General features: G+C 40.5%; 22 protein-coding genes. 20 read left to right on the forward strand and 2 right to left on the reverse strand.

What is annotated here, in order from left to right; translation table 11 throughout:
• Positions 1-214: 214 nt before the first annotated feature.
• The 8 genes from ACESZG_RS04925 (at position 215) to ACESZG_RS04960 (ending at position 7,204) form a co-directional block, all read left to right on the forward strand.
• Positions 215-490: a DUF2325 domain-containing protein gene (locus ACESZG_RS04925; RefSeq protein ID WP_008703057.1), complete on the forward strand. Its 276-nt coding sequence runs from the start codon at positions 215-217 to the stop codon at positions 488-490.
• A gap of 194 nt (positions 491-684) precedes the next feature.
• A complete protein-coding gene (locus ACESZG_RS04930) occupies positions 685-894 on the forward strand; it encodes a FeoA family protein (RefSeq protein WP_008703058.1) in 210 nt (69 codons plus the stop codon).
• A gap of 58 nt (positions 895-952) precedes the next feature.
• Complete coding sequence (locus ACESZG_RS04935; protein ID WP_025577007.1) at positions 953-1,174, forward strand: ferrous iron transport protein A; 222 nt, start codon at positions 953-955, stop codon at positions 1,172-1,174.
• A 166-nt stretch (positions 1,175-1,340) separates the two neighbouring features.
• Positions 1,341-3,500: a ferrous iron transport protein B gene (gene feoB / locus ACESZG_RS04940; protein ID WP_025577008.1), complete on the forward strand. Its 2,160-nt coding sequence runs from the start codon at positions 1,341-1,343 to the stop codon at positions 3,498-3,500.
• A 213-nt stretch (positions 3,501-3,713) separates the two neighbouring features.
• Positions 3,714-3,845 (forward strand): FeoB-associated Cys-rich membrane protein, encoded by a 132-nt coding sequence (locus tag ACESZG_RS04945; RefSeq protein WP_025577009.1) that lies wholly within the window; start codon positions 3,714-3,716, stop codon positions 3,843-3,845.
• 149 nt (positions 3,846-3,994) lie between these two features.
• Positions 3,995-4,405, forward strand: a complete 411-nt coding sequence (locus ACESZG_RS04950; protein WP_008703065.1) for a transcriptional repressor — start codon at positions 3,995-3,997, stop codon at positions 4,403-4,405.
• Between the two features lie 346 nt (positions 4,406-4,751).
• A complete protein-coding gene (locus ACESZG_RS04955; protein WP_118409390.1) occupies positions 4,752-5,108 on the forward strand; it encodes a DUF6110 family protein in 357 nt (118 codons plus the stop codon).
• Positions 5,108-7,204: a heavy metal translocating P-type ATPase gene (locus ACESZG_RS04960; protein ID WP_055058860.1), complete on the forward strand. Its 2,097-nt coding sequence runs from the start codon at positions 5,108-5,110 to the stop codon at positions 7,202-7,204. The genes ACESZG_RS04955 and ACESZG_RS04960 overlap by 1 nt, the downstream gene beginning before the upstream one ends.
• 236 nt (positions 7,205-7,440) lie before the next feature.
• Here ACESZG_RS04960 and ACESZG_RS04965 read toward each other — a convergent pair whose 3' ends face one another.
• Entirely contained in the window at positions 7,441-7,833 is a 393-nt protein-coding gene (locus tag ACESZG_RS04965) for a metal-dependent transcriptional regulator (protein ID WP_020993892.1), read from the reverse strand.
• 325 nt (positions 7,834-8,158) lie between these two features.
• On the opposite strand from ACESZG_RS04965, the gene ACESZG_RS04970 reads away from it, so the two are divergent.
• The 3 genes from ACESZG_RS04970 to ACESZG_RS04980 all read left to right on the forward strand — a co-directional run bounded on the left by ACESZG_RS04970 (position 8,159) and on the right by ACESZG_RS04980 (position 10,778).
• Positions 8,159-8,377 (forward strand): cation transporter, encoded by a 219-nt coding sequence (locus ACESZG_RS04970; RefSeq protein ID WP_008703069.1) that lies wholly within the window; start codon positions 8,159-8,161, stop codon positions 8,375-8,377.
• Positions 8,378-8,490: 113 nt separating this feature from the next.
• Complete coding sequence (locus ACESZG_RS04975; protein ID WP_173680802.1) at positions 8,491-10,356, forward strand: heavy metal translocating P-type ATPase; 1,866 nt, start codon at positions 8,491-8,493, stop codon at positions 10,354-10,356.
• 59 nt (positions 10,357-10,415) lie between these two features.
• Complete coding sequence (locus ACESZG_RS04980) at positions 10,416-10,778, forward strand: metalloregulator ArsR/SmtB family transcription factor (protein WP_008703071.1); 363 nt, start codon at positions 10,416-10,418, stop codon at positions 10,776-10,778.
• Positions 10,779-10,833: 55 nt separating this feature from the next.
• Here ACESZG_RS04980 and ACESZG_RS04985 read toward each other — a convergent pair whose 3' ends face one another.
• Positions 10,834-11,316 (reverse strand): Gx transporter family protein, encoded by a 483-nt coding sequence (locus ACESZG_RS04985; RefSeq protein WP_008703072.1) that lies wholly within the window; start codon positions 11,314-11,316, stop codon positions 10,834-10,836.
• 381 nt (positions 11,317-11,697) lie between these two features.
• Between ACESZG_RS04985 and ACESZG_RS04990 the strand changes: the two genes are divergently transcribed.
• The 9 genes from ACESZG_RS04990 to ACESZG_RS05030 all read left to right on the forward strand — a co-directional run bounded on the left by ACESZG_RS04990 (position 11,698) and on the right by ACESZG_RS05030 (position 22,559).
• Complete coding sequence (locus ACESZG_RS04990; RefSeq protein ID WP_173680801.1) at positions 11,698-13,674, forward strand: Ig-like domain-containing protein; 1,977 nt, start codon at positions 11,698-11,700, stop codon at positions 13,672-13,674.
• A 213-nt stretch (positions 13,675-13,887) separates the two neighbouring features.
• Positions 13,888-14,484 carry an FMN-binding protein gene (locus ACESZG_RS04995; RefSeq protein WP_055052801.1) on the forward strand — a complete coding sequence of 199 codons (597 nt, stop codon included), beginning with the start codon at positions 13,888-13,890 and terminating at the stop codon, positions 14,482-14,484.
• Entirely contained in the window at positions 14,481-15,257 is a 777-nt protein-coding gene (locus ACESZG_RS05000; RefSeq protein ID WP_173680800.1) for a 4Fe-4S binding protein, read from the forward strand. The genes ACESZG_RS04995 and ACESZG_RS05000 overlap by 4 nt, the downstream gene beginning before the upstream one ends.
• A 131-nt stretch (positions 15,258-15,388) precedes the next feature.
• A complete protein-coding gene (locus ACESZG_RS05005) occupies positions 15,389-16,423 on the forward strand; it encodes an FAD:protein FMN transferase (protein WP_173680799.1) in 1,035 nt (344 codons plus the stop codon).
• A gap of 250 nt (positions 16,424-16,673) precedes the next feature.
• Positions 16,674-18,563: a penicillin-binding Tp47 domain C-containing protein gene (locus ACESZG_RS05010; protein ID WP_173680798.1), complete on the forward strand. Its 1,890-nt coding sequence runs from the start codon at positions 16,674-16,676 to the stop codon at positions 18,561-18,563.
• A 173-nt stretch (positions 18,564-18,736) separates the two neighbouring features.
• Entirely contained in the window at positions 18,737-20,239 is a 1,503-nt protein-coding gene (locus tag ACESZG_RS05015; RefSeq protein ID WP_368208130.1) for an FMN-binding protein, read from the forward strand.
• A 72-nt stretch (positions 20,240-20,311) separates the two neighbouring features.
• Entirely contained in the window at positions 20,312-20,572 is a 261-nt protein-coding gene (locus ACESZG_RS05020; RefSeq protein ID WP_055059764.1) for a heavy-metal-associated domain-containing protein, read from the forward strand.
• Between the two features lie 294 nt (positions 20,573-20,866).
• A complete protein-coding gene (locus ACESZG_RS05025) occupies positions 20,867-21,253 on the forward strand; it encodes a hypothetical protein (protein ID WP_026648658.1) in 387 nt (128 codons plus the stop codon).
• Positions 21,254-21,284: 31 nt separating this feature from the next.
• Positions 21,285-22,559 carry a M56 family metallopeptidase gene (locus ACESZG_RS05030; RefSeq protein ID WP_373217730.1) on the forward strand — a complete coding sequence of 425 codons (1,275 nt, stop codon included), beginning with the start codon at positions 21,285-21,287 and terminating at the stop codon, positions 22,557-22,559.
• The last annotated feature ends 237 nt before the right edge of the window (positions 22,560-22,796 follow it).

The raw sequence follows: 22,796 nt of genomic DNA on the forward strand, positions 1-22,796 counted from the left end.
TTCTTTTTTATAAATAATTGCTTCACAATTTGGATGAATTTCGCAAAATTTTCATGAAGATATTGACAAGCAGCCTATGTTAGTTTATACTAACTTACAGTTAGAGAAAGTTAACCATACCCAAAGTATTATCAATGCCCGATTATCAGGCAAGGGATAAATACTTTCCAATCCCCACATTAATATATCTAAAAGAACAAAAGGAGGATAATACATGAGTATTGTAATCGTAGGCGGACATGACAGAATGGTAGGGCAGTACAAAAAAATCTGTAAATCTTATAAATGTAAATGCAAAGTCTTCACACAGATGGAAGCCGACTTCGGAAAAAAGATAGGATGTCCGGATCTTCTGGTACTTTTTACAAATACCGTATCCCACAAGATGGTAAAATGCGCACTGGACGAGGTTGGCGCTTCTACAGATATTGTGCGCTGCCATACCAGCAGTGGAAATGCACTCAACGGTATTCTCGAAGCACGTTGCTGATAAATACTTTTCTTGTATATATTGCATAATATAGTGATAAATTAATGAAAAAAAATATTAATGTTTTAAACTGAAAAACTTTATCATTAAAAATTTCAATAAAGTTATTGACATCTAACCAAAATTAGAATACACTAACCACATGATAAAGATAATGTTTATCATTAATTAAATGCAAAGGAAGGGATGAAGAAATGCCGTTATCAATGGTAAATGCAGGTGAACCTTTTACAATCAAAAGGATCGGAGGCAAAGAAGAAGTGAAGAGACATCTTGAGGAGCTCGGCTTCGTAGTAGGAGGAGTTGTCACAGTTGTTTCTGAGATTAACGGAAGCCTGATCGTAAATGTTAAAGAATCCAGGGTTGCCATTGGAAAAGATATGGCAAGTAAGATTATGGTCTGAACCATAATTCTTCCTGTGAGAAAAGCATTAAAATTCTAGGGAAAGAAGGGAAATAGGCTTGAAGACATTAAAGGAAGTACGTGTTGGAGAGACAGTCCGGGTTCAGAAACTTACCGGTGAAGGTCCGGTAAAGAGAAGAATCATGGACATGGGAATCACTAAAGGCGTGGATATTTATGTAAGAAAAGTTGCACCTCTGGGAGATCCTGTTGAAGTAACTGTAAGAGGATATGAATTATCCTTACGTAAAGCAGATGCCGAAATGATTGTCGTAGAATAATTTTCTTGACATCGTGTCAGGTCTTTCTAACAATTAGCGTTATCTAATAGTTAACAAAAACTAAGTATTAGTGATGACTAATAACTGTTGAGAATGATATCGACAGCAGAAAGATTGGGTAAAGTGATCAAAATGAGAAAGATCAAGAAATCAGAGGAGAGAGATTATGTCAGTAAAAATTGCACTCGCAGGTAATCCGAACTGCGGTAAAACGACATTGTTCAATGCACTGACCGGATCAAATCAGTTTGTAGGTAACTGGCCAGGTGTAACTGTCGAGAAAAAAGAGGGTAAGCTGAAAGGACACAAAGATGTTATTCTCACTGACTTACCTGGTATTTATTCTTTATCACCATATACACTTGAAGAGGTAGTTGCAAGAAATTACATTCTTCAGGAAAAACCGGATGCGATCATCAATATCGTTGATGGTACCAATATTGAACGTAACCTGTATCTTACAACACAGATTCTGGAACTTGGGATTCCGGTCATCATGGCAGTCAACATGATGGATATCGTTGAGAAAAACGGCGATACAATACATATTGATAAACTGAAAAAGAAACTTGGCTGTGAAGTTGTTACTATTTCCGCGCTGAAAGGAACTGGAATCACAGAAGCTGCAAACAAGGCAGTTTCCATTGCCCAGAGCCACCGGAAAGTAACACCTGTCCATGAATTCTGCGATAAAGCAGAAGAGATCATCGGAGCAGTTGAGAATAAACTGACCGGTGTGGTACCGGAAGAACAGAAGAGATTCTTCGCAATCAAGCTTCTTGAAAGAGATGACAAGATCATTGAGCAGATGAATACATCCGTAAATGTATCTGCCGAGATCAAAGAAATGGAAAATGAGTTTGACGACGATACAGAAAGTATTATCACAAATGAGAGATATGTTTATATTTCTTCTATCATTGGTCAGTGTGTGACTAAGGCAAGAAAAGATAAGCTTTCCACATCTGATAAGATCGACCGTATTGTTACCAACAGATGGCTGGCACTGCCAATCTTTGCAGTTGTAATGTTTATCGTATATTATGTATCTGTAACTACAGTTGGTGCTTTCGTAACTGACTGGACAAACGATGTTCTGTTTGGTGAGATCATTCCTCCGGCAATTGAATCAGGGCTGAATGCGATTGGCTGTGCAGCATGGTTACAGGGACTGATCCTTGACGGTATTGTAGCCGGTGTGGGAGCTGTTCTCGGTTTCGTACCTCAGATGCTTGTACTGTTTGCATTCCTTGCATTCCTTGAGTCCTGTGGTTACATGGCTCGTGTAGCATTCATCATGGACAGAATTTTCCGTAAATTCGGTCTTTCAGGTAAATCCTTCATTCCAATGCTTATCGGCAGTGGATGCGGTGTTCCAGGTGTTATGGCTTCCCGTACGATCGAGAATGACCGTGACAGAAAGATGACAATCATGACAACTACATTCGTTCCCTGCGGAGCTAAACTTCCGATCATTGCCATGATCGCAGGTGCATTCTTCGGAAACAGCGGATGGGTTGCAACAAGTTGTTACTTTGTCGGTATCGTAGCAATTATCTGCTCCGGTATCATCTTAAAGAAAACAAAAATGTTTGCCGGTGATCCGGCTCCGTTCGTTATGGAGCTTCCTGCATACCACTGGCCAACAGTCAGCAATATCTTAAGAAGTATGTGGGAAAGAGGCTGGTCCTTCATTAAGAAAGCCGGAACAATCATCCTTCTTTCAACAATCATTCTGTGGTTCTTAATGAGCTTCGGATGGGAAGGCGGAAGCTTCGGTATGGTTGAAGAACTTAACGAGAGTATCCTTTCTAAGATCGGTACAGCAATCGCATGGATCTTTGCACCTCTCGGTTGGACAAAAGCCGGCGAAGGATGGAAGATGGCAGTTGCAGCTGTTACAGGTCTGATCGCAAAAGAGAATGTAGTAGCTACATTTGGTATGCTTTATGGATTCGCAGAAGTTGCAGAAGACGGTGCTGAGATCTGGGGTAACCTGGCAGCAGCTATGACACCGATCGCAGCTTACGGCTTCCTGGTATTCAACCTTCTTTGTGCTCCTTGCTTCGCAGCTATGGGTGCGATCAAGAGAGAGATGAACAATACAAAATGGTTTTTATTTGCAATCGGATATCAGTGTGGACTTGCATATCTTGTGTCTCTGTGTATCTATCAGATCGGTACACTGGTTACAGGCGGCGGTTTCGGTATCTGGACAGTGGTTGCATTCGCAATTATCATCGGATTTTTATATCTGCTGTTCAGACCTTATAAGGAAAGCGGCAGCCTTAATGTAAAGGTAAAGGGTATGGCAAAAGCCAGATAAAACAGTAATAAGATCAGAGCCTGCGTCCCATCTGGTGGTGCGGGTTCTGATAAACAGAATTGCAACTGTTTCATACCTTTTTCATCGCGGAGCGTGTTACTGAGAACGAAGTGAACAGTAACGTATCTTCACAGTTAGTGGACTGCTGATTATCAGATTGCAGTATAGTGATTATATGTGTATGATAATGATATAAAGCAGGAGGTGTCATTTATGGGAACATTGATTGTAGGAGCAATTTTGATTTTAATTGTCGGACTGATCATAAGAGGAATCGTCAGAGACAAAAAAAGCGGCAAGTCATCATGTGGCGGAGACTGCAGCCACTGCAAAGGGTGCCATTGAGAATCAGGCATATTACTGAAACCTGATGCCAAACAGCATCCATATGTCAGGAAACAGAAATTAACAAGCGGAAGGATGATGTGATTTTGGGAGCAGCAGCATTACAGAGACAGGAAAATTGTAAAGAGCCCAATTACCAGAGAACCCGAATGCAGAAAGATGTTGTAATCCAGGAATTAAAGAAGCGAGGATGCAGGATTACCAAACAGAGAAGAATGCTGTTGGAAGTCATTCTTGAAAATGAGTGTTCCTGCTGTAAAGAAATCTATTACAATGCATCCCGCCTGGATCCGGGCATCGGATCAGCTACGGTGTACCGTATGGTAAACCTTTTGGAAGAAATTGGTGCGATCAGCAGAAGAAATATGTATAAAATCGTGAGAAATCCGGATTGTAAAGATGAAAGTGTATGCACCATCGAGCTGGATGATAATACAGTCCAGAAATTATCAAAAGACAGTTTTAATAATGTAGTCCTGACAGGACTGAAGGCCTGTGGATACATTGACAAACAGGAAATCGAGCGGATGTTCGTAAATTCCTGTGATTTTAAACATTGAAAACAAGTAAAAATTTAAATAGAGAACGAACTGATGACCGCCGGGAAATACTGAAGAGTATAATTTCCGGTGGTTTTCTTATATTTCTTCAGTTTTTTACTCTCTTTTGGCAATACGGTTTCCGGTAACCTTCTTAACATGTCTGAAATGAGAATATTTCTCAACAAGAAGAAAAAAGTAGAAATCCAGAAATTTTGGTTGTATAATACATGAAATATAAATAAGCTGATGTCGCAATAATGCGTTTGCCCATCATATTTATCTGAAAACAGTTCATAACTGTTCAGTACCGAAAGGGTGCTGAGTGGTTACAATAAATTAAAAATCACAACAGGAGGATACATCAATGATCAAATTTGACGGTAAAAAAACAGGAATCTTTGCAGCAGGAGTAGCTTTTGGTACAGCAGGTATCAAGATTCTTACAAGTAAAGATGCAAAGAAATTATACACAAACTGCACAGCAGCCGTTTTACGTGCAAAGGCATGTGTAATGAAAACAGCTTCCGCAATTCAGGAGAATGCTGAGGATATTTATGCAGAAGCACAGCAGATCAACGAAGACAGAGCAGCAGCTGAGGAAGTGGTAGAAGATACAGCTGACGAAGCAGCAGAAGAAACAGAAGAGACAACAGATTTCAAAGAAGAGACAACAGATTTCAAAGAAGAGACAGAAGAAACAGAAGAAGGCAGCGAGGAATAATGAAATTTGCTATTAAGCATGAAATAAAAGGACGAATCCGTATTCACCTTGCCCAGAAACACATGACCTACAGACAGGCAGATATTCTGCAGTGTTATCTGGAAAAACAGGCAAATATCAGCAAGGCATCGGTTTATGTAAGAACTCAGGATGTCGCTGTTGTCTACACCGGCAGCAGAGACGGGCTGATTCGTTTACTGAGCAGATTTTCCTATGAAACTGCTCAGGTATCTGAATCAGCACTTGAGAATTCCGGACGTGAATTAAACGAAACCTATAAAGAAAAACTGATCAACTCTGTAGTAATGCGTACATTAAATAAAATGTTTCTGCCATACCCGGTACGTGTAGCAATCACTACAGTGAAATCAGTAAAATACATTTATCATGGTGTACGTACTCTGATGAAAGGCAAGCTGGAAGTACCTGTTCTGGATGCAACAGCAATCGGTGTATCTATGCTCCGCGGTGACTTCAATACTGCAGGTTCCACCATGTTCCTGCTTGGAATCGGTGAGATCCTTGAGGAATGGACACATAAGAAATCCGTCAATGATCTTGCAAGAAGCATGTCTATCAACGCAGAGAAAGTATGGTTTGTAAACGAAGACGGACAGGAAGTCCTTATACCTGCTTCTTCTGTTAAAGCAGGTGATCTGATACGCGTACATATGGGCAATGTGATTCCGTTTGACGGAAATGTTGCAGCAGGAGAGGCAATGGTCAACCAGACTTCTCTGACAGGTGAATCTGCGCCTGTACGTAAAGCAGAAGGCAGCTTTGCCTATGCAGGAACTGTTCTGGAAGAGGGCGAACTCACTGTTAAGGTTAAAGAAGCAGCAGGTTCCAGCCGCTATGAGAAGATCGTCAACATGATCGAGGATTCTGAGAAGCTGAAATCCTCTGTGGAAAGTAATGCAGAACATCTTGCAGACAGACTTGTACCATACACTCTTGCAGGTACAGGGATAACTTATCTGCTTACCAGAAACATGACGAAAACCCTTGCGGTACTTATGGTAGATTTCTCCTGCGCACTGAAGCTTGCCATGCCTGTTTCCGTATTATCCGCTATACGTGAGGCAAGTACTCACAGTATTACTGTAAAGGGCGGTAAATATATGGAAGCAATGGCTGATGCCACGACGATTGTATTTGACAAGACGGGTACACTTACAAAAGCAAAGCCTGTAGTTTCAGATGTGGTATCTTTCAGTGAAGAGCTGAGTTCAGATGAGCTTCTGCGTATTGCAGCATGTATGGAGGAACATTTCCCTCATTCCATGGCAAGAGCAGTTGTCAATGCAGCCAAAGAGAAACATCTTGTTCATGAGGAAATGCATTCAAAAGTAGAATATATCGTAGCTCATGGTATTTCTACAACTATTGAAGGCAAAAAGGCAGTGATCGGAAGCTGGCATTTCGTAATGGAAGATGAAAAGTGTGTAATTCCGGAAGGAATGGAAGACAGATTTGAACACCTGCCATTAGAATGTTCTCACTTGTATCTTGCAATCGAAGGAAAACTTGCAGCAGTTATCTGTGTAGAAGATCCGCTTCGTGAAGAGGCTGCAGATGCAGTACGTGAATTAAAAGAAGCCGGCATTACAAAAGTCGTAATGATGACCGGCGACAGTGAACGTACAGCAGCAGCTATTGCGAAACGTGTAGGAGTAGATGAATATTACTCCGAAGTTCTGCCGGAAGATAAGGCATCTTTTGTAGAGAAAGAAAAAGAACTGGGTCATAAAGTTATTATGATCGGTGATGGGATCAATGATTCACTGGCACTTTCTTCTGCAAGTGTGGGAATTGCTATCAGTGATGGCGCAGCTATTGCACGTGAAATCGCAGATGTTACAATTTCTGCAGATAATCTCCATGAGATTGTTACGTTAAAGAGACTGAGCACAGCGCTGATGAAGCGTATCCATAATAATTACAGAACTATTATTGGTATAAACGGTGGTCTGATCGCACTTGGAGTTACAGGTATCATTATGCCCACAACATCCGCACTGCTTCATAACATGTCAACACTGACTATCAGTTTAAGAAGTATGAGAAATCTTCTTCCAAAAGAAGAGGAAGCATAAAGATAACCATAAAAAACCATATCCGGGATTTCATGATAAAGCAACAGATGCTTAGTCTCTGAAAATCCGGGATATGGTTTTTATTATGTTTTTATTTATAGCAATCCTCTAAAATAATGCATCTTAATCCAGCCCATCAGAGTGTGAAATCCTGCGTCAGATATCTTTGCCGTGCGTCAGCACGCCTGCAGATATCTTCCTTGTCTTTCGCACGCTGCTGAACTGTCTTAAATGCATTATTTACGAGGATTGCTATAATTTTCATGCGTGCCTGCAATAGATTTCTTAATGGCAGCAAAACTCTCTGCGCTGATCGCATGCTCCATCTTACAGGCATCCTCGGCTGCAACCTTCGGGTCAACTCCGATAGAAGTCAGCCATCCGGTCAGAAAGGTATGTCTTTCATAAATCTTATCTGCAATTTCCTGCCCGGTTTCCGTCAGATTGATAAATCCATTTTCATCAATCGTAATGTAATTACTGGCTTTCAGATTCTTCATTGCAACACTGACACTCGGTTTTGAAAAAGACAGTTCATGCGCAATGTCGATAGAGCGGACATTACCGTTTCTTTTTTTGATCATAAGGATCGCTTCGAGATAATCTTCTCCTGATTCATGTATCGCCATATTGATACTCCCTCCTTTTTTTCTTTCCGGTATTGCTGCTGTGAACTGCTGTACGCAAACAGTACAGGCAGTTATGTTCTGTCAAAGAATATCATATTTCTTTTTATGATTTTGATACCTGCCGGATAATAATATCCTGTTTTTTAAAACATTAAAGCAACACGTTAAACTATAATAACATGGATTATAACATAACTTTTGATTTCCGTAAAGAAATCTCCTCAAAACTATTGACAGAAGAGAAAATAATGCTATAATAAAATCAAACAAATGAACAAGTGCTCATATGTTAATATAAAAGAGATGAGCGGAAAGGGAAAATATTATGAAGAAAACTTATAAAATCGATGTAGACTGTGCAAACTGTGCTAATAAAATGGAGGAAGCTGCCAGGAATACAGCTGGTGTTAAAGATGCAACAGTTAACTTCATGATGCTGAAGATGATCGTTGAATTCGAAGACGGACAGGATCCAAAAGCAGTTATGAAAGACGTATTAAAGAACTGCAAGAAGGTAGAAGACGACTGTGAGATCTATCTTTAATTCTGAGTTATCCGGAGAATGGACTGTTGCATAAAACGTATCCTGGCACTGAGCTTTTCGCCGGAAAGTTTTTTGCAGCAGTCCTGCTTTTATAAGAAGAGAGAGGTATTGATATGAACAAGAAGCAGAAGAAAATGCTGATCAGAATTATCATAGCAGCAGTGCTGATCGTGGTCTTTTCCTTACTGCCGGCAGAGGGATACCTGAGATTTGTTCTTTTTATGATCCCATATCTGGTCATCGGCTATGATATCTTGAAGAAAGCATTTAAGGGTATTTTAAATAAACAGGTGTTTGACGAGAACTTTCTGATGGCTGTAGCCACAGTAGGTGCAATTCTCCTTGGCGATTATTCCGAGGGTGTTGCAGTTATGCTTTTCTACCAGATCGGAGAGCTTTTCCAGAGCTATGCAGTGGGAAAGAGCAGACGAAACATCAGTGAACTGATGGATATCCGTCCTGATTATGCGAACATAGAGAAAGACGGAACACTGGAACAGGTTGATCCTGATGAAGTTGAGATCGGAACCATTATTGTTGTTCAGCCGGGTGAAAAAGTACCGATTGATGGAGTGATCACCGAGGGAACTTCTACATTAAATACAAGTGCACTGACAGGTGAGAGTCTTCCGCGTGATGCAAAAGCAGGCGATGAAGTGATCAGTGGCTGTATCAATATGACAGGTCTGCTGAAGATCCGTACAACTAAGGAATTCGGTGAATCTACAGTATCCAAGATCCTTGAACTGGTAGAGAATTCCAGCTCCAGAAAGTCAAAATCTGAAAACTTTATTTCCAAATTTGCGAAATACTATACACCTGCAGTATGTTACGGAGCCCTTGCTCTTGCGCTTATCCCGCCAATCGTACTTCTTATTATGGGAAAACCTGCCATGTGGGGAGACTGGATCTACAGAGCCCTTACCTTCCTTGTAATCAGCTGTCCATGTGCGTTGGTCATCAGCATTCCGTTAAGTTTCTTCGCAGGAATCGGTGGAGCCAGCAATCAGGGCATTCTGGTCAAGGGTTCCAACTATCTGGAAACACTGGCTCAGACAAAATATGTTGTATTTGACAAAACAGGTACTATGACTCAGGGTGTCTTCGAAGTAAGTGGTATTCATCACAATGAAATGCCTGATGAGAAATTGTTAGAATATGCAGCACTTGCCGAGTGTTCTTCCTCCCATCCGATCAGCAAGAGTCTGCAGAAAGCATACGGAAAACCAATCGACAGAAATCGTGTTACTGATATTGAAGAAATCAGTGGTAATGGTGTGATTGCCAAAGTTGACAGCATATCTGTAGCTGCCGGTAATACCAAATTAATGAACAGACTTGGCATTGCTTATCAGGATTGCCATCATGTAGGAACTGTTGTGCATATGGCCATTGACGGCAAATATGCAGGACATATCCTGATATCCGATATCATCAAACCTCATGCAAAAGAGGCAATCGCTGAACTGAAGAAAGCCGGAATCAGCAAGACTGTTATGCTGACAGGCGATTCAAAACGTGTTGCAGATCAGGTTGCCGGGGAACTGGGAATCCAGGAAGTATACAGCGAACTTTTACCTGCTGACAAAGTTTCCAGGGTAGAAGAACTTCTTAATCAGAAATCTGAAAAGGATAAACTTGCATTCGTAGGTGACGGTATCAATGATGCTCCTGTATTATCCAGAGCCGATATTGGTATTGCGATGGGAGCACTTGGTTCAGATGCAGCTATCGAAGCAGCAGATATCGTTCTGATGGATGATGATCCTCTGAAGATTTCCAAAGCAATCAAAATTGCACGTAAATGTATCCGTATTGTATATGAGAATATTTATTTTGCAATCGGCATTAAAATTCTCTGTCTGATCCTTGGAGCTTTAGGTATTGCAAACATGTGGGTGGCCATTTTTGCAGATGTAGGTGTTATGATCCTGGCAGTATTAAACGCAATCCGTACATTATTTGTAAAGAATTTATAAGAAACAGGCAAATCAGCAGAAACCTTTTGTGATAAGCCGGAAAGGTAACAGGTAAGAAAATGGAAGTATGCAAAGAAGAATTATGTGAGAGTAATGAAATACATGAAGATCTGCTTAAAATTGTAGATGAAACCCTGCCGGAAGAAACAGAACTTTATGATCTGGCCGAATTATTCAAGGTTTTCGGAGACTCTACCAGAATACGCATTTTGTTTGTTTTGTTTGAGGCAGAGGTATGTGTCTGCGATCTCGCTAAAGCATTGAATATGACTCAGTCTGCGATTTCTCATCAGCTTCGTATTCTGAAACAGAATAAACTGGTAAAGAGCCGCAGAGAGGGAAAATCTATTTTCTATTCTCTGGCAGATGATCATGTCCGCACGATCATCAACCAGGGACGGGAACATATAGAAGAAGATTGAAAAAAGCATCAGTTATCTGAAAGATTATAAATTCAGATAACTGATGCTTTTAAAGTTATAGATGAACTCTTTTCAAAATCTCGTTAGTAAGTCCGCCGATTACTACCCCGGCAGCAACACCTGCCACCAGAAGTGCCGGTGCGTATACAAACACACTTGCATTTTGTACGATCAGCATGGCAATGATCAACTGACCGATATTATGGGAAACACCTCCTGCAACGCTGACACCGATCAGACTGAAGGAGGTTTTTTTCAGCATAAGTGTCATAACTGTCATACTAAGCGCGGCCCCTGCCAGACTGTACAGGATACTGAACAGATTTCCGAACATAAATCCGATCACCAGAATGCGGACAACAGAAACCAGGGCAGCCTCCCTAAATGAATATTTCTTCAAAATAAAAAGTACTCCCAGATTGGCAAGTCCAAGTTTAATCCCCGGAATCCCCGCAAAAACCGGCACCAGTGATTCCACATATCCCAAAATAATCGCCACAGCTGAAAAAAGCCCAAGGCAGGCTGTTTTTTGCTTCATAAATCTATTTTCTCCTCTCAAAAAATCCAAAATGGAATTATCAGAATTCTTCAGACATTTTAACATAGAAAAAATATTCCCGCAACCACAAGTTAGATGTAACTAATACTGATTTTTACTGAAAGCATTTATTGAGAAAAAATGACGAATATCCCCGGTAAAAAAGTGTGGATTTTTTCAGACAGACATGTTACTATTTCATAAGTTAGTAGTGACTAATTCACATGATTACTGCCGACAGCTTACCTATAGCAATCCTATATGAATATCTTTGGCAGAAGTCACACCCTTTTGGTAAAAGTAAAATCCCTTTGGTTAATAAGTTGATTAACCCTCTGGTAAGAGTGATTCCGCAAAAAAATTTTAGAAGAGGAGAAAAACATGACAAACAAAAAACTTATGAAAAAAATAGCACCTGTTGTAATGAGTGCCGCAGTTGCTATGACCAGCATGCCATATGCAGTTCTGGCATCTGATTTCACAGACAGTGAGGTACTTACAGACAGCACAGATTTCTCTGTTTCCGAAGAGTTTGCCGCCGAGGATGCGCAGGAAGAATTTACCACCGAAGATGTCCAGGATGCTTTTGCTGCAGAAGCACAGCAGGGCGAAGCTTATGTGCTTATGAATATTCCATACGATGATTTCTACAAGGCAGAACTGAAAAATAATGATGTAAAAGTTGATGCTTTCACATCTGCAACTCTTAATAAATCAAGAACAGCAGGTATGATGAACGGAAATTCCGCTTATCACGTAGACCCCAATGGAACCGATGTAACAGGTGTTACTTTCCCTGTAAAGGTCAGTGATCTTTCCCTTTTGAAAGACCAGAAGCAGGTCACAGATTCCGACTCTGTAACGATCACAGTGACAAACAGAGGACAGACAAGCAGCAACACCTATACAGGAAAAGATTCCCTGATTGAAAATGCCTCTTATTCTTATTACATTTTAAGCGAAACACCGTCTTATTACAAAGAACTTACTGTAAATGCAGATGGCAGCTATTCTTTCTCAGCAATGAAAGGTGCCCAGACAAAAAACGTTACTATTGATGCTACATTAAAAACAGAAACAAAATACGGTGATTATGAGCTTGATCTTAACAATGAGGCTTTTGCAGCAGTAATTGATACAAACACAGATAAAATCTATGGTGTAACTGTAAATACTACAGACGGAACCAACTATGGCCTGCGTCATCTGGAGAATATCTGGCGTGGAAGTATGCTTGCCTGGGGTACAGGATATACAACAGAAGTTCACGGATGCCCTGTTTCTTCTGCGCATTATAAATCAATCATGGGAAAAACAATTGACAGCGTTACTTATTACACAGATAAAGGCATGATCACTTTTGATGTTCCGGATGTAAAGGTGCAGACAACTACAGGAATCAAGGCAACAGTGGCAGATATTATGAATACAGACTCATCTGCAGCAGTTACCTTTGACCAGGCTCTGCCGGCAGACTTCAAGGCACAGTATACTGTAGACGGAACAGCGGTTTCCTGCACAGACGGAAAACTTGCAGTTGGAGCTCTTGCATTGGGAACACATAAGGTTGAAATTGCAGATGCCAGCGGAAAATATGCAGCCATTGTAACTGAATTTACAGTAAATACAGACAAAATGCCGGCTTCTTATGACAGTAACGAGACAAAACTGGTTGCAGCAAAAGGCATTACAGCAGAAGAGTTCTCTGCATACATTAAGAGCATCAGCAAAGTAAAAGTTGATGATACAGAATATGCCGCAACAGGAAGAGGAAGCAAAATCATTGTAAAAGAAGATGGAACTCTTGATCTCACAGATCTTCAGGTGACAGACACAACTGTTTTCGAAATAACTGCTGTGGGATATAAGAATAATCTTACTTTTACTTACAAAGAAGCAGAAAACACATTTGAATTAAATACTTCTTCCAAGACTCTTTATACAAAAGGCAGCACAAAAACTACTCTCAAAGTTACAACAAACCTTACAGATAAAATCACATGGAAGTCCAGCAACACAAAAGTGGCTGCTGTAAACAGCAAAGGTGTTGTAACTGCCAAGGCAAAAGGAACAGCAGTGATCACAGCATCCTGCGGAGAATACAAAGTAACCTGCAAGATAACAGTTAAAAATCCATCCCTGAAACTTACCAAATCTTCAGCAACTGTAAAAGTTGGAAAAACAACAAAGATTTCCGCAAAGGCAACTCCATCCGGAAAGATTACTTACAAATCCAGCAACACCAAGATTGCAACAGTAAGCTCCAAAGGCGTTGTAAAAGGAAAGAAAAAAGGTACTGCCAAAATCACAGTAACCTGCAATGGTGTTAAGAAGGTATTTACAGTAAAAGTAAAATAAACGATAACAGGTAAATAATTCACACAATAAATGACCTCGGATTTTGTTCCGGGGTCATCTTAATGAGAAAAAAACAACATTAGCAGAATCTGTTATATATAGATTTTTGTATACGAAAATGATACACTTTTAAAGTTAGTTATGATTAAGTTTTGCTTCATTTAAAAACAGATATCATATCCGGCAAAAATAAAATGAAGGAGAGGAAACAACGTGAATAATCAAAACTTTTATCTGCGTCTGATCGCACTTTTGCTGATCATCATGGCGGTATTTTTCTATAACGGAACAGTAAAAGATAAGGAACAGGCTCAGGATATTGCAGACCTGACTGCAAAAACAGAGAGCCTGGAGAAACAGCAGGACCAGATCCTTACAGCATTAAAGGAAACTTATGAGGAACAGAAAACAGCAGCAGAAAGTAATGCTTCTTCTGATGTATCTTCGGAAGCTGATAATAAATCTGAAAAGGATTCTGCAGAGGATAAAGAAAATGCAGATCAGGCAGATTCTGAAGAAACCGATGATTCTGACAATGTATATAAAAATGGCACCTTCGAAGGTTCAGGAACCGGATACGGTGGAACGATCACTGTTCAGGTGACTCTGGAAGATGATACCATTACAGCAGTCAGTGTAGTCAGTGCGCCGGGTGAGGACAGTGCTTATCTGTCACAGGGCGAGAATGTCATAAACAGCATCATCAGCGAGCAGAGCACAGATGTTGACACCATTTCCGGAGCAACTTTCAGTTCTACCGGTATCTTAGAAGCAGTAAATGACGCATTATCAAAGGCGGAAAACGCATGAAAAAGAAACAACGAAAGGTACGGCTGATCCGTGCCGCCATACAGCTTATATTTTTTATAGCAGCGCCCTCCCTTTTTTCTACGGCATTTGCAGGAATCAAATCCATCTTTCTTGCAATCGGAGGACAGCAGAGCGTAACCTGGAACTCTTTTCTGGATATTACGGCATTACTGTTGATCATTACTATTTTGTTCGGACGTCATTTCTGCGGTTATGCCTGTGCGTTTGGCTCACTGGGAGATGCTCTGTATGAGCTTACCGCGTTTATCCGTGCGAAATGCTTTGGAAAAAAGAAAAAACATGGATATCCGGAGGAATGGGTACACAGATTGCAGAAAGTAAAATATGTACTCCTTGCGTTCTTGCTTCTTTCCTGCATGACAGGATTCTATTCTAAATTACAGGGGATGAGTCCATGGGATGTATTCTCCATGCTTACAACAGGCAGACTGCCGAAATCTACCTACATTGTGGGAATAGTTCTGCTGATCCTGATCATGGCCGGAATGTGTACACAGGAGCGTTTCTTCTGCCAGTTTCTCTGTCCCATGGGAGCAGTATTTGCAATCATGCCGATTATTCCGGGAGCACTTTTCAAACGAAATCGTCCAAACTGTGCATCAAAGTGTACTCTCTGTAAGAAGAGATGTCCGGCACATCTGGATATTGACGGCGATACTGCACATTCAGGGGAATGCATCTGCTGTCACGCCTGCACTGCAGTCTGCCCAAGGAAAAATATTCATACAGGCACTGTTATTGATAAAAAATAGCAACTGCTAACTTATTGAGAAAATTTGATTAGTAAGAACTAACTATATTGGTAGACATACTATCCATACAGTGATATAGTCTATAGAGTTAGTTGGAAACAACAATAAGAGGATAAGGAATCAGAAAATATATGACAAACAGACACTCTTTTGTACTGGGACTTTTTATTACAGCCTCCCTTTTATGCGCATCCCGGACTGTATGGGGAAACTCTGAAATAAACACATACACCAAAACAGACTTTGCTATGGACACCGTAGTATCAGAGACTCTTTACACAACAGGTGAGGACATCACAGCAGACGTAATCTCTGCATTAAAAGATGTAGAAGAGAACTGGATCTCCTGGACAAAAGAAAGTTCTCAGATATACCAGATCAATCAAAATGCCGGGAATACAACAACGGTATCTGATGAAACTGCCACCTGTTTAAAACAGGTACTGGATTTGTCGAAAGCTTCTGGCGGAGCCATGGATCCTACTATGGGAAGAGTGATCCGCCTGTGGGACATTGACGGAGAGGACCCACACATTCCTTCAGATGATGAATTAAATTCCATGCTTGAAAATGTAGGATATGGTAAGGTGACTCTGGATGGAAATAAAGTTACCATGCCAAAGGGAGTAACTCTTGATCTGGGGGCTGCAGGTAAGGGAATTGGCTGTGATGCAGCAAAGAAAGTTCTTGATGCAGATAAGAATGTATCAGGCATGATCCTGAATCTGGGCGGCAGCAGTGTTATGAGCTATGGAAGCAAACCCGACGGCTCAGCCTGGCAGGTAGCTGTCACTGATCCGCGGGACACAGAAGGTGATTACCTTGGAGTAGTTACTCTGAACGGTACTGAATTTTTATCTACTTCCGGAGATTACGAAAAATACTTTATAGAAGATGGTGTTCGATATCATCATATACTGGATCCGGCTACAGGATATCCTGCAAGAAGCGGTCTCACATCTGTGACGGTTGTGTGTGATGACGGCCTGAATGCAGACGGACTTTCCACTGCATGCTTTGTACTGGGAAAAGAAAAGGCAGAAGAACTTTTGAAGAAATACAATGCAGACGGTCTGTTCGTAGATGATTCTGATCATGTCTGGATGACGGAAGGCATGAAAGAAAGATTTCAATTACTGAAAGATACTTATTCCATCGGTGAATAGGTTTATCTTATATAAAGATCTCTGAACTGTCAAAAATTTCAGTTTTCCGGACAGTTTGGAAATATATTTATTGTTACTGTTCACTCCGTTCACAGTAACATAGCCAAAATTCATTCCAGATTGCCTGCGGCAATGGAATTTTGGCTTGTATGTCTCGGGATTTTGGCATATTCATGCCAAAACACCTCGCGGGATAGTGGTGTGTGAACAGTAACTATTTATTAACTCATATTCAGGAGGATTTAAAGGTATGCGCAAGGGAAATTTAATCAAAATGGCAGCTCCTGCAATTTTAAGTGCAGCAATGATGGTTTCAGGATTACCGGTTATGGCTGCGGATTTTACATCTGATACTGCTGTGGAGACTGAGGCACAGACAGATGAGTTTGATGCAGCAGATGACACCGCTGATGCTTTTGCAGGCGATGAGGAAACACCTTTTGTTGACGATCAGGCAGCAGCAGAAGATGAATTCGCTGCAACAGCAGAAACAGGCTACAAATATGTCTATGCAGGTCTGACATGGGCACAGTACTGGGCATCTGAGGGAGTTTATAATGCTGCAAACACAGCTTCCAATGGAACAAAAGACAGCCATGATGAACTTGACAAAGGCGGTTTCGACACAGTAACCAGAGCTACTGTAAACCATGGCCTGCACAGAGGAAGCTACCAGTGTGAAGCAATCATGTATGACAAAAACGGCGGTTCTTATGAGATTTCCTACTGGACCTCAGCTAATGATGCAGTTCTTACGGACGGAACAACTGTAAAGCTGAATCAGCCTGAGCGAGGACAGATCACAAAAGCTGACGGAAGCGTTGCAGAATTCGACCATTACAGCGTTGTAGGTCTGAAATATGTGCCTGTCGCAGTAAAGGCAGAAGATTATGAAGCCTTCAAATCCCAGTTCAAGATTGTGGAAGACGGAAGCACAATTGCCGGAGGATTTGGAGAAAACAATTTGCAGTCCTATAGTGCAGTTGCGGATGTTACCGCTGAAACAAACGGCTTAAAAGAAGCTGTAAAAGGTTCCGATGGAACATTCACATTCAAGGCCAGAACAAACGGTACAGGTTCCGGACTTAAAGATCAGGCACTCCAGACAGCATCTAATGTTACCGCAACAGTAAAAGAAGCAAGTGGAAGTTACGGCGAATTCTTAAGAGTAGATATTACAGGTGACGGATATGGTGCTCTTGGTGCTAAAATGTATGCTGTAAAATGGGATTACTACGGAAATGGTAATAAAGTTCTGGCATCTTACGGAACAAAATTTGCAGCAGATAACTGGATGCACAAGGCAATGGGAATCCAGCTTGGTCTGACAGATTCCTACCGCTGCCAGCTTCCAAAAGGAACAGATGGAACCGGCAAATGGAAAATCACCGTATATGCAATGGGATATGCAGATACTGTATTTGAAGTTAATGCAACAGATGCAAACATCGTAAAACCGGAAGCAGGAGAAGCAGATACAACAGCATTAAAAGCAGCAGTAGAAAAAGCAGAAGCCTTAAAAGAAGCAGATTACACAGCAGATTCCTGGAAGGCAATGCAGTTAGAGCTTCAGGAAGCAAAGGATCTTCTTGCAAAAGAAAAGCCAACTCAGGCAGAGGTTGATGAAGCTACAACTCATCTGAACGCAGCAGTAGAGGCTCTTGTTAAAGCAGATACTAAGGTAACAGTAACTCTCAACAAGAAAACAGCCACTGTTTACAAAGGAAAAACAACTACACTGAAGGCAACTGTAACAGGAGCAGATGCACCAAAAGTTACATTTACTTCCAGTAACCCGAAAGTTGCAGCCGTAAACAAAACAACCGGTAAGGTTACTGCAAAGGCAAAAGGTACCGCAGTCATCACAGCTAAATGCGGAGATGTAAAGGTAACCTGCAAAGTAACAGTTAAAAATCCAACTCTTACACTGAACAAAACATCTGCATCTGTAAAAGTCGGCAAAACAACTAAGATCACAGCAAAAGCAGCTCCGTCAGGAAAAGTTACATACAAATCCGGCAACAAGAAAATTGCTACAGTATCATCCAATGGTACAATTAAGGGTATTAAAAAGGGTACTGCCAAAATCACAGTAACATGCAATGGTGTAACCAAAACAGTTAAAGTAACTGTAAAATAATCTGACCGGACTGAAGTCAGGTGAACATTTGCAATCGGATTCGCAGACAAGAGAAAAGAAATCCTGTATCCCACAGAAAGGGCAGGATTTCTTTTCAACTGTAAACCTTTATACAGTTATTACAGTAATCACCAGAATATGATTTCCTGAAACTATTGAAGAAGGAGGAATTTATGGACAAAAATAATGAGCAGAAAAATAATAAGACTCCGGAAATGAAACCCAAACAGGACAGTTTCCGTCCATGGTTAAAGCTTATTCCTGCGGCAGCAGTTTTTGCAGCAGTCTGTGTAACCTGTTATCAGGCAGATAAAAGTCCTGTGGAGACTACATCGGTTTCCAATAATAATGTTATGTCTACTGATGAGATTAAAGAATTGATTTCACAAGGAACTGCAGGTAAGGATTTTGATTCAGAAGACTCTTCTGAAACCAATGGAACATCAATTTCAAAAACATCAAAAAAGACAAAAAAAACAAGTAAGATTAAAACAGGAACAAAGAAAAATTCATCTACAGGTTCCTCTGCAAATGGAGGTACAGCAGGGGGTGGTGCAGGAAGCACAGTCACACCAACTACAGAAGTTCCTGCTGGTGGATATGCAGACGGTACCTATACAGGCTCCGGAACCGGTTTCGGAGGAACGATCACTGTTCAGGTAACTGTCACTGACCATAAAATTGCAGCTATCAATATTGTAGATGCATCAAGTGAAACAGCCTCCTATTTTGCAAATGCACAGGGTGTGATCAGCAAAATTCTTGCAAGCCAGTCTCCGAACGTAGATGCAGTCAGTGGTGCCACTTATTCTTCAAACGGAATTATTACTGCGGTTCAGAATGCATTGTCACAGGCAATTCCATCAGGAAACCAGGCAGTTGTTACGCCAACTCCCACTCCATCACCGAAACCGACAAAGAAACCTTCTCCAACACCGAAGCCGGGAGACGAACAGATTTACAAAGACGGAACCTATACAGGAACCGGTAAAGGATACAGTGGGACAATTACGTTGACAGCTAAGATTAAAAAAGGTATGATCAAGTCTCTGGAAGCAGAGCATACAGATACGCCTATGTTCTTTAAGAAAGCATGGGATATCCTGGAAAATGAGATCATTCAGAATCAGTCTGTCGATGGCATTGATACTGTCAGTGGTGCAACCTACTCTTCAAAGGGTATCATAAACGCAATGAAAGATATTCTGAAACAGGCAGAAAAAGACACCACAAAAGTGACACCAACTCCAACACCAGAAGTAACAGTTACGCCAATTCCTGAGGCAACCCCAACCCCGACACCGGAAGAAACTCCGATTCCAGAAGTTACTCCAACACCAGAGGAAACACCGGCTCCCACACCAACACCGGAAGAGACTCCGGAGCCTACGCCGGAACCTACAGGACCATATATTGACGGAACTTATACAGGCTCAAGCTACGGATACAGTGGAAGAGTAAATGTAACCGTAACGATTCAGGGCGGTCAGATTGCATCCATTGAACAGAGTAACAGTGATTCACCTGAGTACTTTGATTATGCATGGGAAACTATTTATCCTCAGATTATGGGAAATCAGTCAGCAGACGGAATTGATGCTGCAAGCGGTGCCACTTATTCCTCAGAGGGAATCCTTGGAGCAATTCAGAAAGCTCTTGCCCAGGCATTGGCATAAAATTATTGTAAGAGAAAAAATCATATGCTCTGGCTATTTCTAACTTATAACGTAAAAATGGAGGACAACAATATGATTAAAACAACTGTAAAAGTAGACGGTATGATGTGCGGAATGTGCGAATCTCACGTAAACGATGCAGTGAGAAAAGTCTTTCAGGTAGATAAAGTTACTTCTTCCCACAGCAAAGGGGAAACTGTGATCATTTCAGAGAAACCTGTAGACGAAGCAAAGCTAAAAACAGCCATCAGCGCAACAGGATACGAAGTAAAAGGTATCAGTTCAGAACCTTATGAAAAAAAGAAAGGTCTGTTTTCATTTCTTCATAAATAATGAGCATGTTCAGTAAATATCATTAAATCATAAACCTATTAAAAAAACAGGCAGAAACTTTGCAGATTATACTGCAGTTTTTGCCTGGCTTTCTCTGTACCAACAAATTGATCTCTCGACAAATCTCGAATAATGGCGTTAAAAAGTCTGAAAAATTCCCAAAAATCAGTTGCTTAATTTGTACAAAACATGGTAGACTATTTGTAGTTAAGAAGTGACAGAAATTTACAATTACTTAACCGAATCAGGTGAGACAAATGACTCTATCTGCCTGATTAATCAGGAGATGAAAGAATGAAAAGAAAAATAGAACTTGTCTGCTGGATTTTATTTACCTTATGTTCCGGTATTTGCTTCTTTATCAATTTTATGAGCAAACCTCCTGTAGACGATACACATAAATTTACCTTATATATGATCGGTGCTGCAACAGTATCTTTACTTTATCCGGGAACTATGTTTATCCTTGGACTGAGAAACAGTTATCTGTATGATAAATTAAACAAATTTGCTAAAGAAAAGGGCGAGACGGAAACTGTCAAATCTACACAGATTTCCAAACCATCCGTATCAGGATATACAGTCTCTGATATGAAAACCCTTGTCAGCGCTCTAATCTCTGATAAGAAACTTACAGAGGAAGAGAAAGAATTCTTATTAGAATACATTAAGAAGAAATGATGTGATGTTTTAAATGGAACTGTTAGTCTGTATGTCCATTTCAGGAAGTATTCCTGTTGTGATCTGTTTGCTTTTATATGTGATTCAGTGTGAAAATTATAATTACATTCTTGGAAGAAGATTGCTACTGACAGGCATATTCTTTTATCTTGTGCCGATACAGTTGATAAAATATCTGATACCTGAAGAAGTCTATCCAGAGGCTCTTTTTAACGAAGAAGCTCAACTGTACTTATCCAACTCCTTATCTTTCTGGACTGAGCGAAAGGGAGAATACATATGGATGCCGCAATGGTTTGATATTGTGTCTAAGCTCTGGCTTAGTGGAATTGTTATCTTTGCGGTTTATGAAATCATCAAATACTGGAGAAGTGCACATTCTATCAAGAATTTCATTTTTGAAAAAGAAGAAGATTCGGAAAACAATCTTACCTATTATCTGATTCCGGATGATACTTATGGACCATGTACCATCGGCTTTTTTCGTCAGAAGATTGTGATTCCGGAGAGTTTCCCTCTGCATCCTGATTTTGTCATGGTATATAAACATGAAGGTGCCCATCTAAAGAATCATGACAATTTAGTAAAACTGTTATGTCTCCTTGTCCTGTGTGTACACTGGATGAACCCTGTGGCATATCTTTTACTTCTCCTTTACATCGATACAGCAGAAATAGTCAGTGACAGCGCGGCGGTAGAAGGCTGTCCAAAAGAAAAACGCAAAGACTACGCCAAACTGCTGGTGTTAGAAGCCTCAACTTCGGACATACGTCCGGTTGTATGGAAAAATAATCTTTCCGGACATAAAAAAGATAAAGAAGGAAAAGATTTTAAAACAATAAAAAGGAGGATCAACTACATGATGAAAGAAAAGAGAAAAGGGTTGTTGCAGAGAGGTATTATGGTGGCAGTGTCAGCACTGACAATTGTGGCTGGAGCCGGGACGGTGTTGGCGTACAGTCCAGTTCAGTCATCTGATATGAGTTTTGAAGATGTTGTATTGGATTTTGAACCCGAACAGCTTTTATTTAACGATTCAGATATGACTGCATTTATTGATTTTTCAGAAAGTGATAAAGTATTTACCGCTGAAGATGGAACTCAGATACCTTTAAAAAATGATTATTCTCCATATGCAATATGCACACATAGTATGGTTGATGGAACAGTTAGTGCACATAAAAGTAATGGATCCGGTGGCTGTACTGTAAAAGTATATACTTGTCAACGTTGTAAAAAATGTGGCTATTTAGCAAATGCCGTGTACAAAAACACTATTACTTATGCAGTATGTCCTCATAAATAAGATTTGATGAGAAATAAGATATTATAAGCTTCAGTTAATTGCAATATATGTAAGTAATTGAAGCTTTTTTATGGCTACTTTTGCTAAAAAATAAAATATAATAACCCTCTACCAATTCTGAAATACTTTCTCAATATCCTCCCGATTATCCTCTTGCATTTTTATTAAAGTTAGAATATACTAACTAATAGAGTTAGATACAACAAACTCTAGCGTGAATTAATCATTTGAACTCCA

Origin of the sequence: Blautia sp. Marseille-P2398 (assembly GCF_964240315.1) — a bacterium.
GTDB lineage: Bacteria > Bacillota > Clostridia > Lachnospirales > Lachnospiraceae > Blautia_A > Blautia_A wexlerae.

Bases quoted from the DNA above. Each gene is read 5' to 3' on its own strand.
- ACESZG_RS04960 (WP_055058860.1), top strand. From the start codon at position 5,108: ATGAAATTTGCTATTAAGCATGAAATAAAAGGACGAATCCGTATTCAC.
- ACESZG_RS04980 (WP_008703071.1), top strand. From the start codon at position 10,416: ATGGAAGTATGCAAAGAAGAATTATGTGAGAGTAATGAAATACATGAA.
- ACESZG_RS04955 (WP_118409390.1), top strand. From the start codon at position 4,752: ATGATCAAATTTGACGGTAAAAAAACAGGAATCTTTGCAGCAGGAGTA.
- ACESZG_RS04965 (WP_020993892.1), bottom strand. From the start codon at position 7,833: ATGGCGATACATGAATCAGGAGAAGATTATCTCGAAGCGATCCTTATG.
- ACESZG_RS04930 (WP_008703058.1), top strand. From the start codon at position 685: ATGCCGTTATCAATGGTAAATGCAGGTGAACCTTTTACAATCAAAAGG.
- ACESZG_RS04945 (WP_025577009.1), top strand. From the start codon at position 3,714: ATGGGAACATTGATTGTAGGAGCAATTTTGATTTTAATTGTCGGACTG.
- ACESZG_RS05030 (WP_373217730.1), top strand. From the start codon at position 21,285: ATGTCCATTTCAGGAAGTATTCCTGTTGTGATCTGTTTGCTTTTATAT.
- ACESZG_RS05020 (WP_055059764.1), top strand. From the start codon at position 20,312: ATGATTAAAACAACTGTAAAAGTAGACGGTATGATGTGCGGAATGTGC.
- ACESZG_RS05005 (WP_173680799.1), top strand. From the start codon at position 15,389: ATGACAAACAGACACTCTTTTGTACTGGGACTTTTTATTACAGCCTCC.
- ACESZG_RS04925 (WP_008703057.1), top strand. From the start codon at position 215: ATGAGTATTGTAATCGTAGGCGGACATGACAGAATGGTAGGGCAGTAC.
- ACESZG_RS04985 (WP_008703072.1), bottom strand. From the start codon at position 11,316: ATGAAGCAAAAAACAGCCTGCCTTGGGCTTTTTTCAGCTGTGGCGATT.
- ACESZG_RS04950 (WP_008703065.1), top strand. From the start codon at position 3,995: ATGCAGAAAGATGTTGTAATCCAGGAATTAAAGAAGCGAGGATGCAGG.
- ACESZG_RS04990 (WP_173680801.1), top strand. From the start codon at position 11,698: ATGACAAACAAAAAACTTATGAAAAAAATAGCACCTGTTGTAATGAGT.
- ACESZG_RS05010 (WP_173680798.1), top strand. From the start codon at position 16,674: ATGCGCAAGGGAAATTTAATCAAAATGGCAGCTCCTGCAATTTTAAGT.
- ACESZG_RS04970 (WP_008703069.1), top strand. From the start codon at position 8,159: ATGAAGAAAACTTATAAAATCGATGTAGACTGTGCAAACTGTGCTAAT.
- ACESZG_RS05015 (WP_368208130.1), top strand. From the start codon at position 18,737: ATGGACAAAAATAATGAGCAGAAAAATAATAAGACTCCGGAAATGAAA.
- ACESZG_RS05000 (WP_173680800.1), top strand. From the start codon at position 14,481: ATGAAAAAGAAACAACGAAAGGTACGGCTGATCCGTGCCGCCATACAG.
- ACESZG_RS05025 (WP_026648658.1), top strand. From the start codon at position 20,867: ATGAAAAGAAAAATAGAACTTGTCTGCTGGATTTTATTTACCTTATGT.
- feoB (WP_025577008.1), top strand. From the start codon at position 1,341: ATGTCAGTAAAAATTGCACTCGCAGGTAATCCGAACTGCGGTAAAACG.
- ACESZG_RS04975 (WP_173680802.1), top strand. From the start codon at position 8,491: ATGAACAAGAAGCAGAAGAAAATGCTGATCAGAATTATCATAGCAGCA.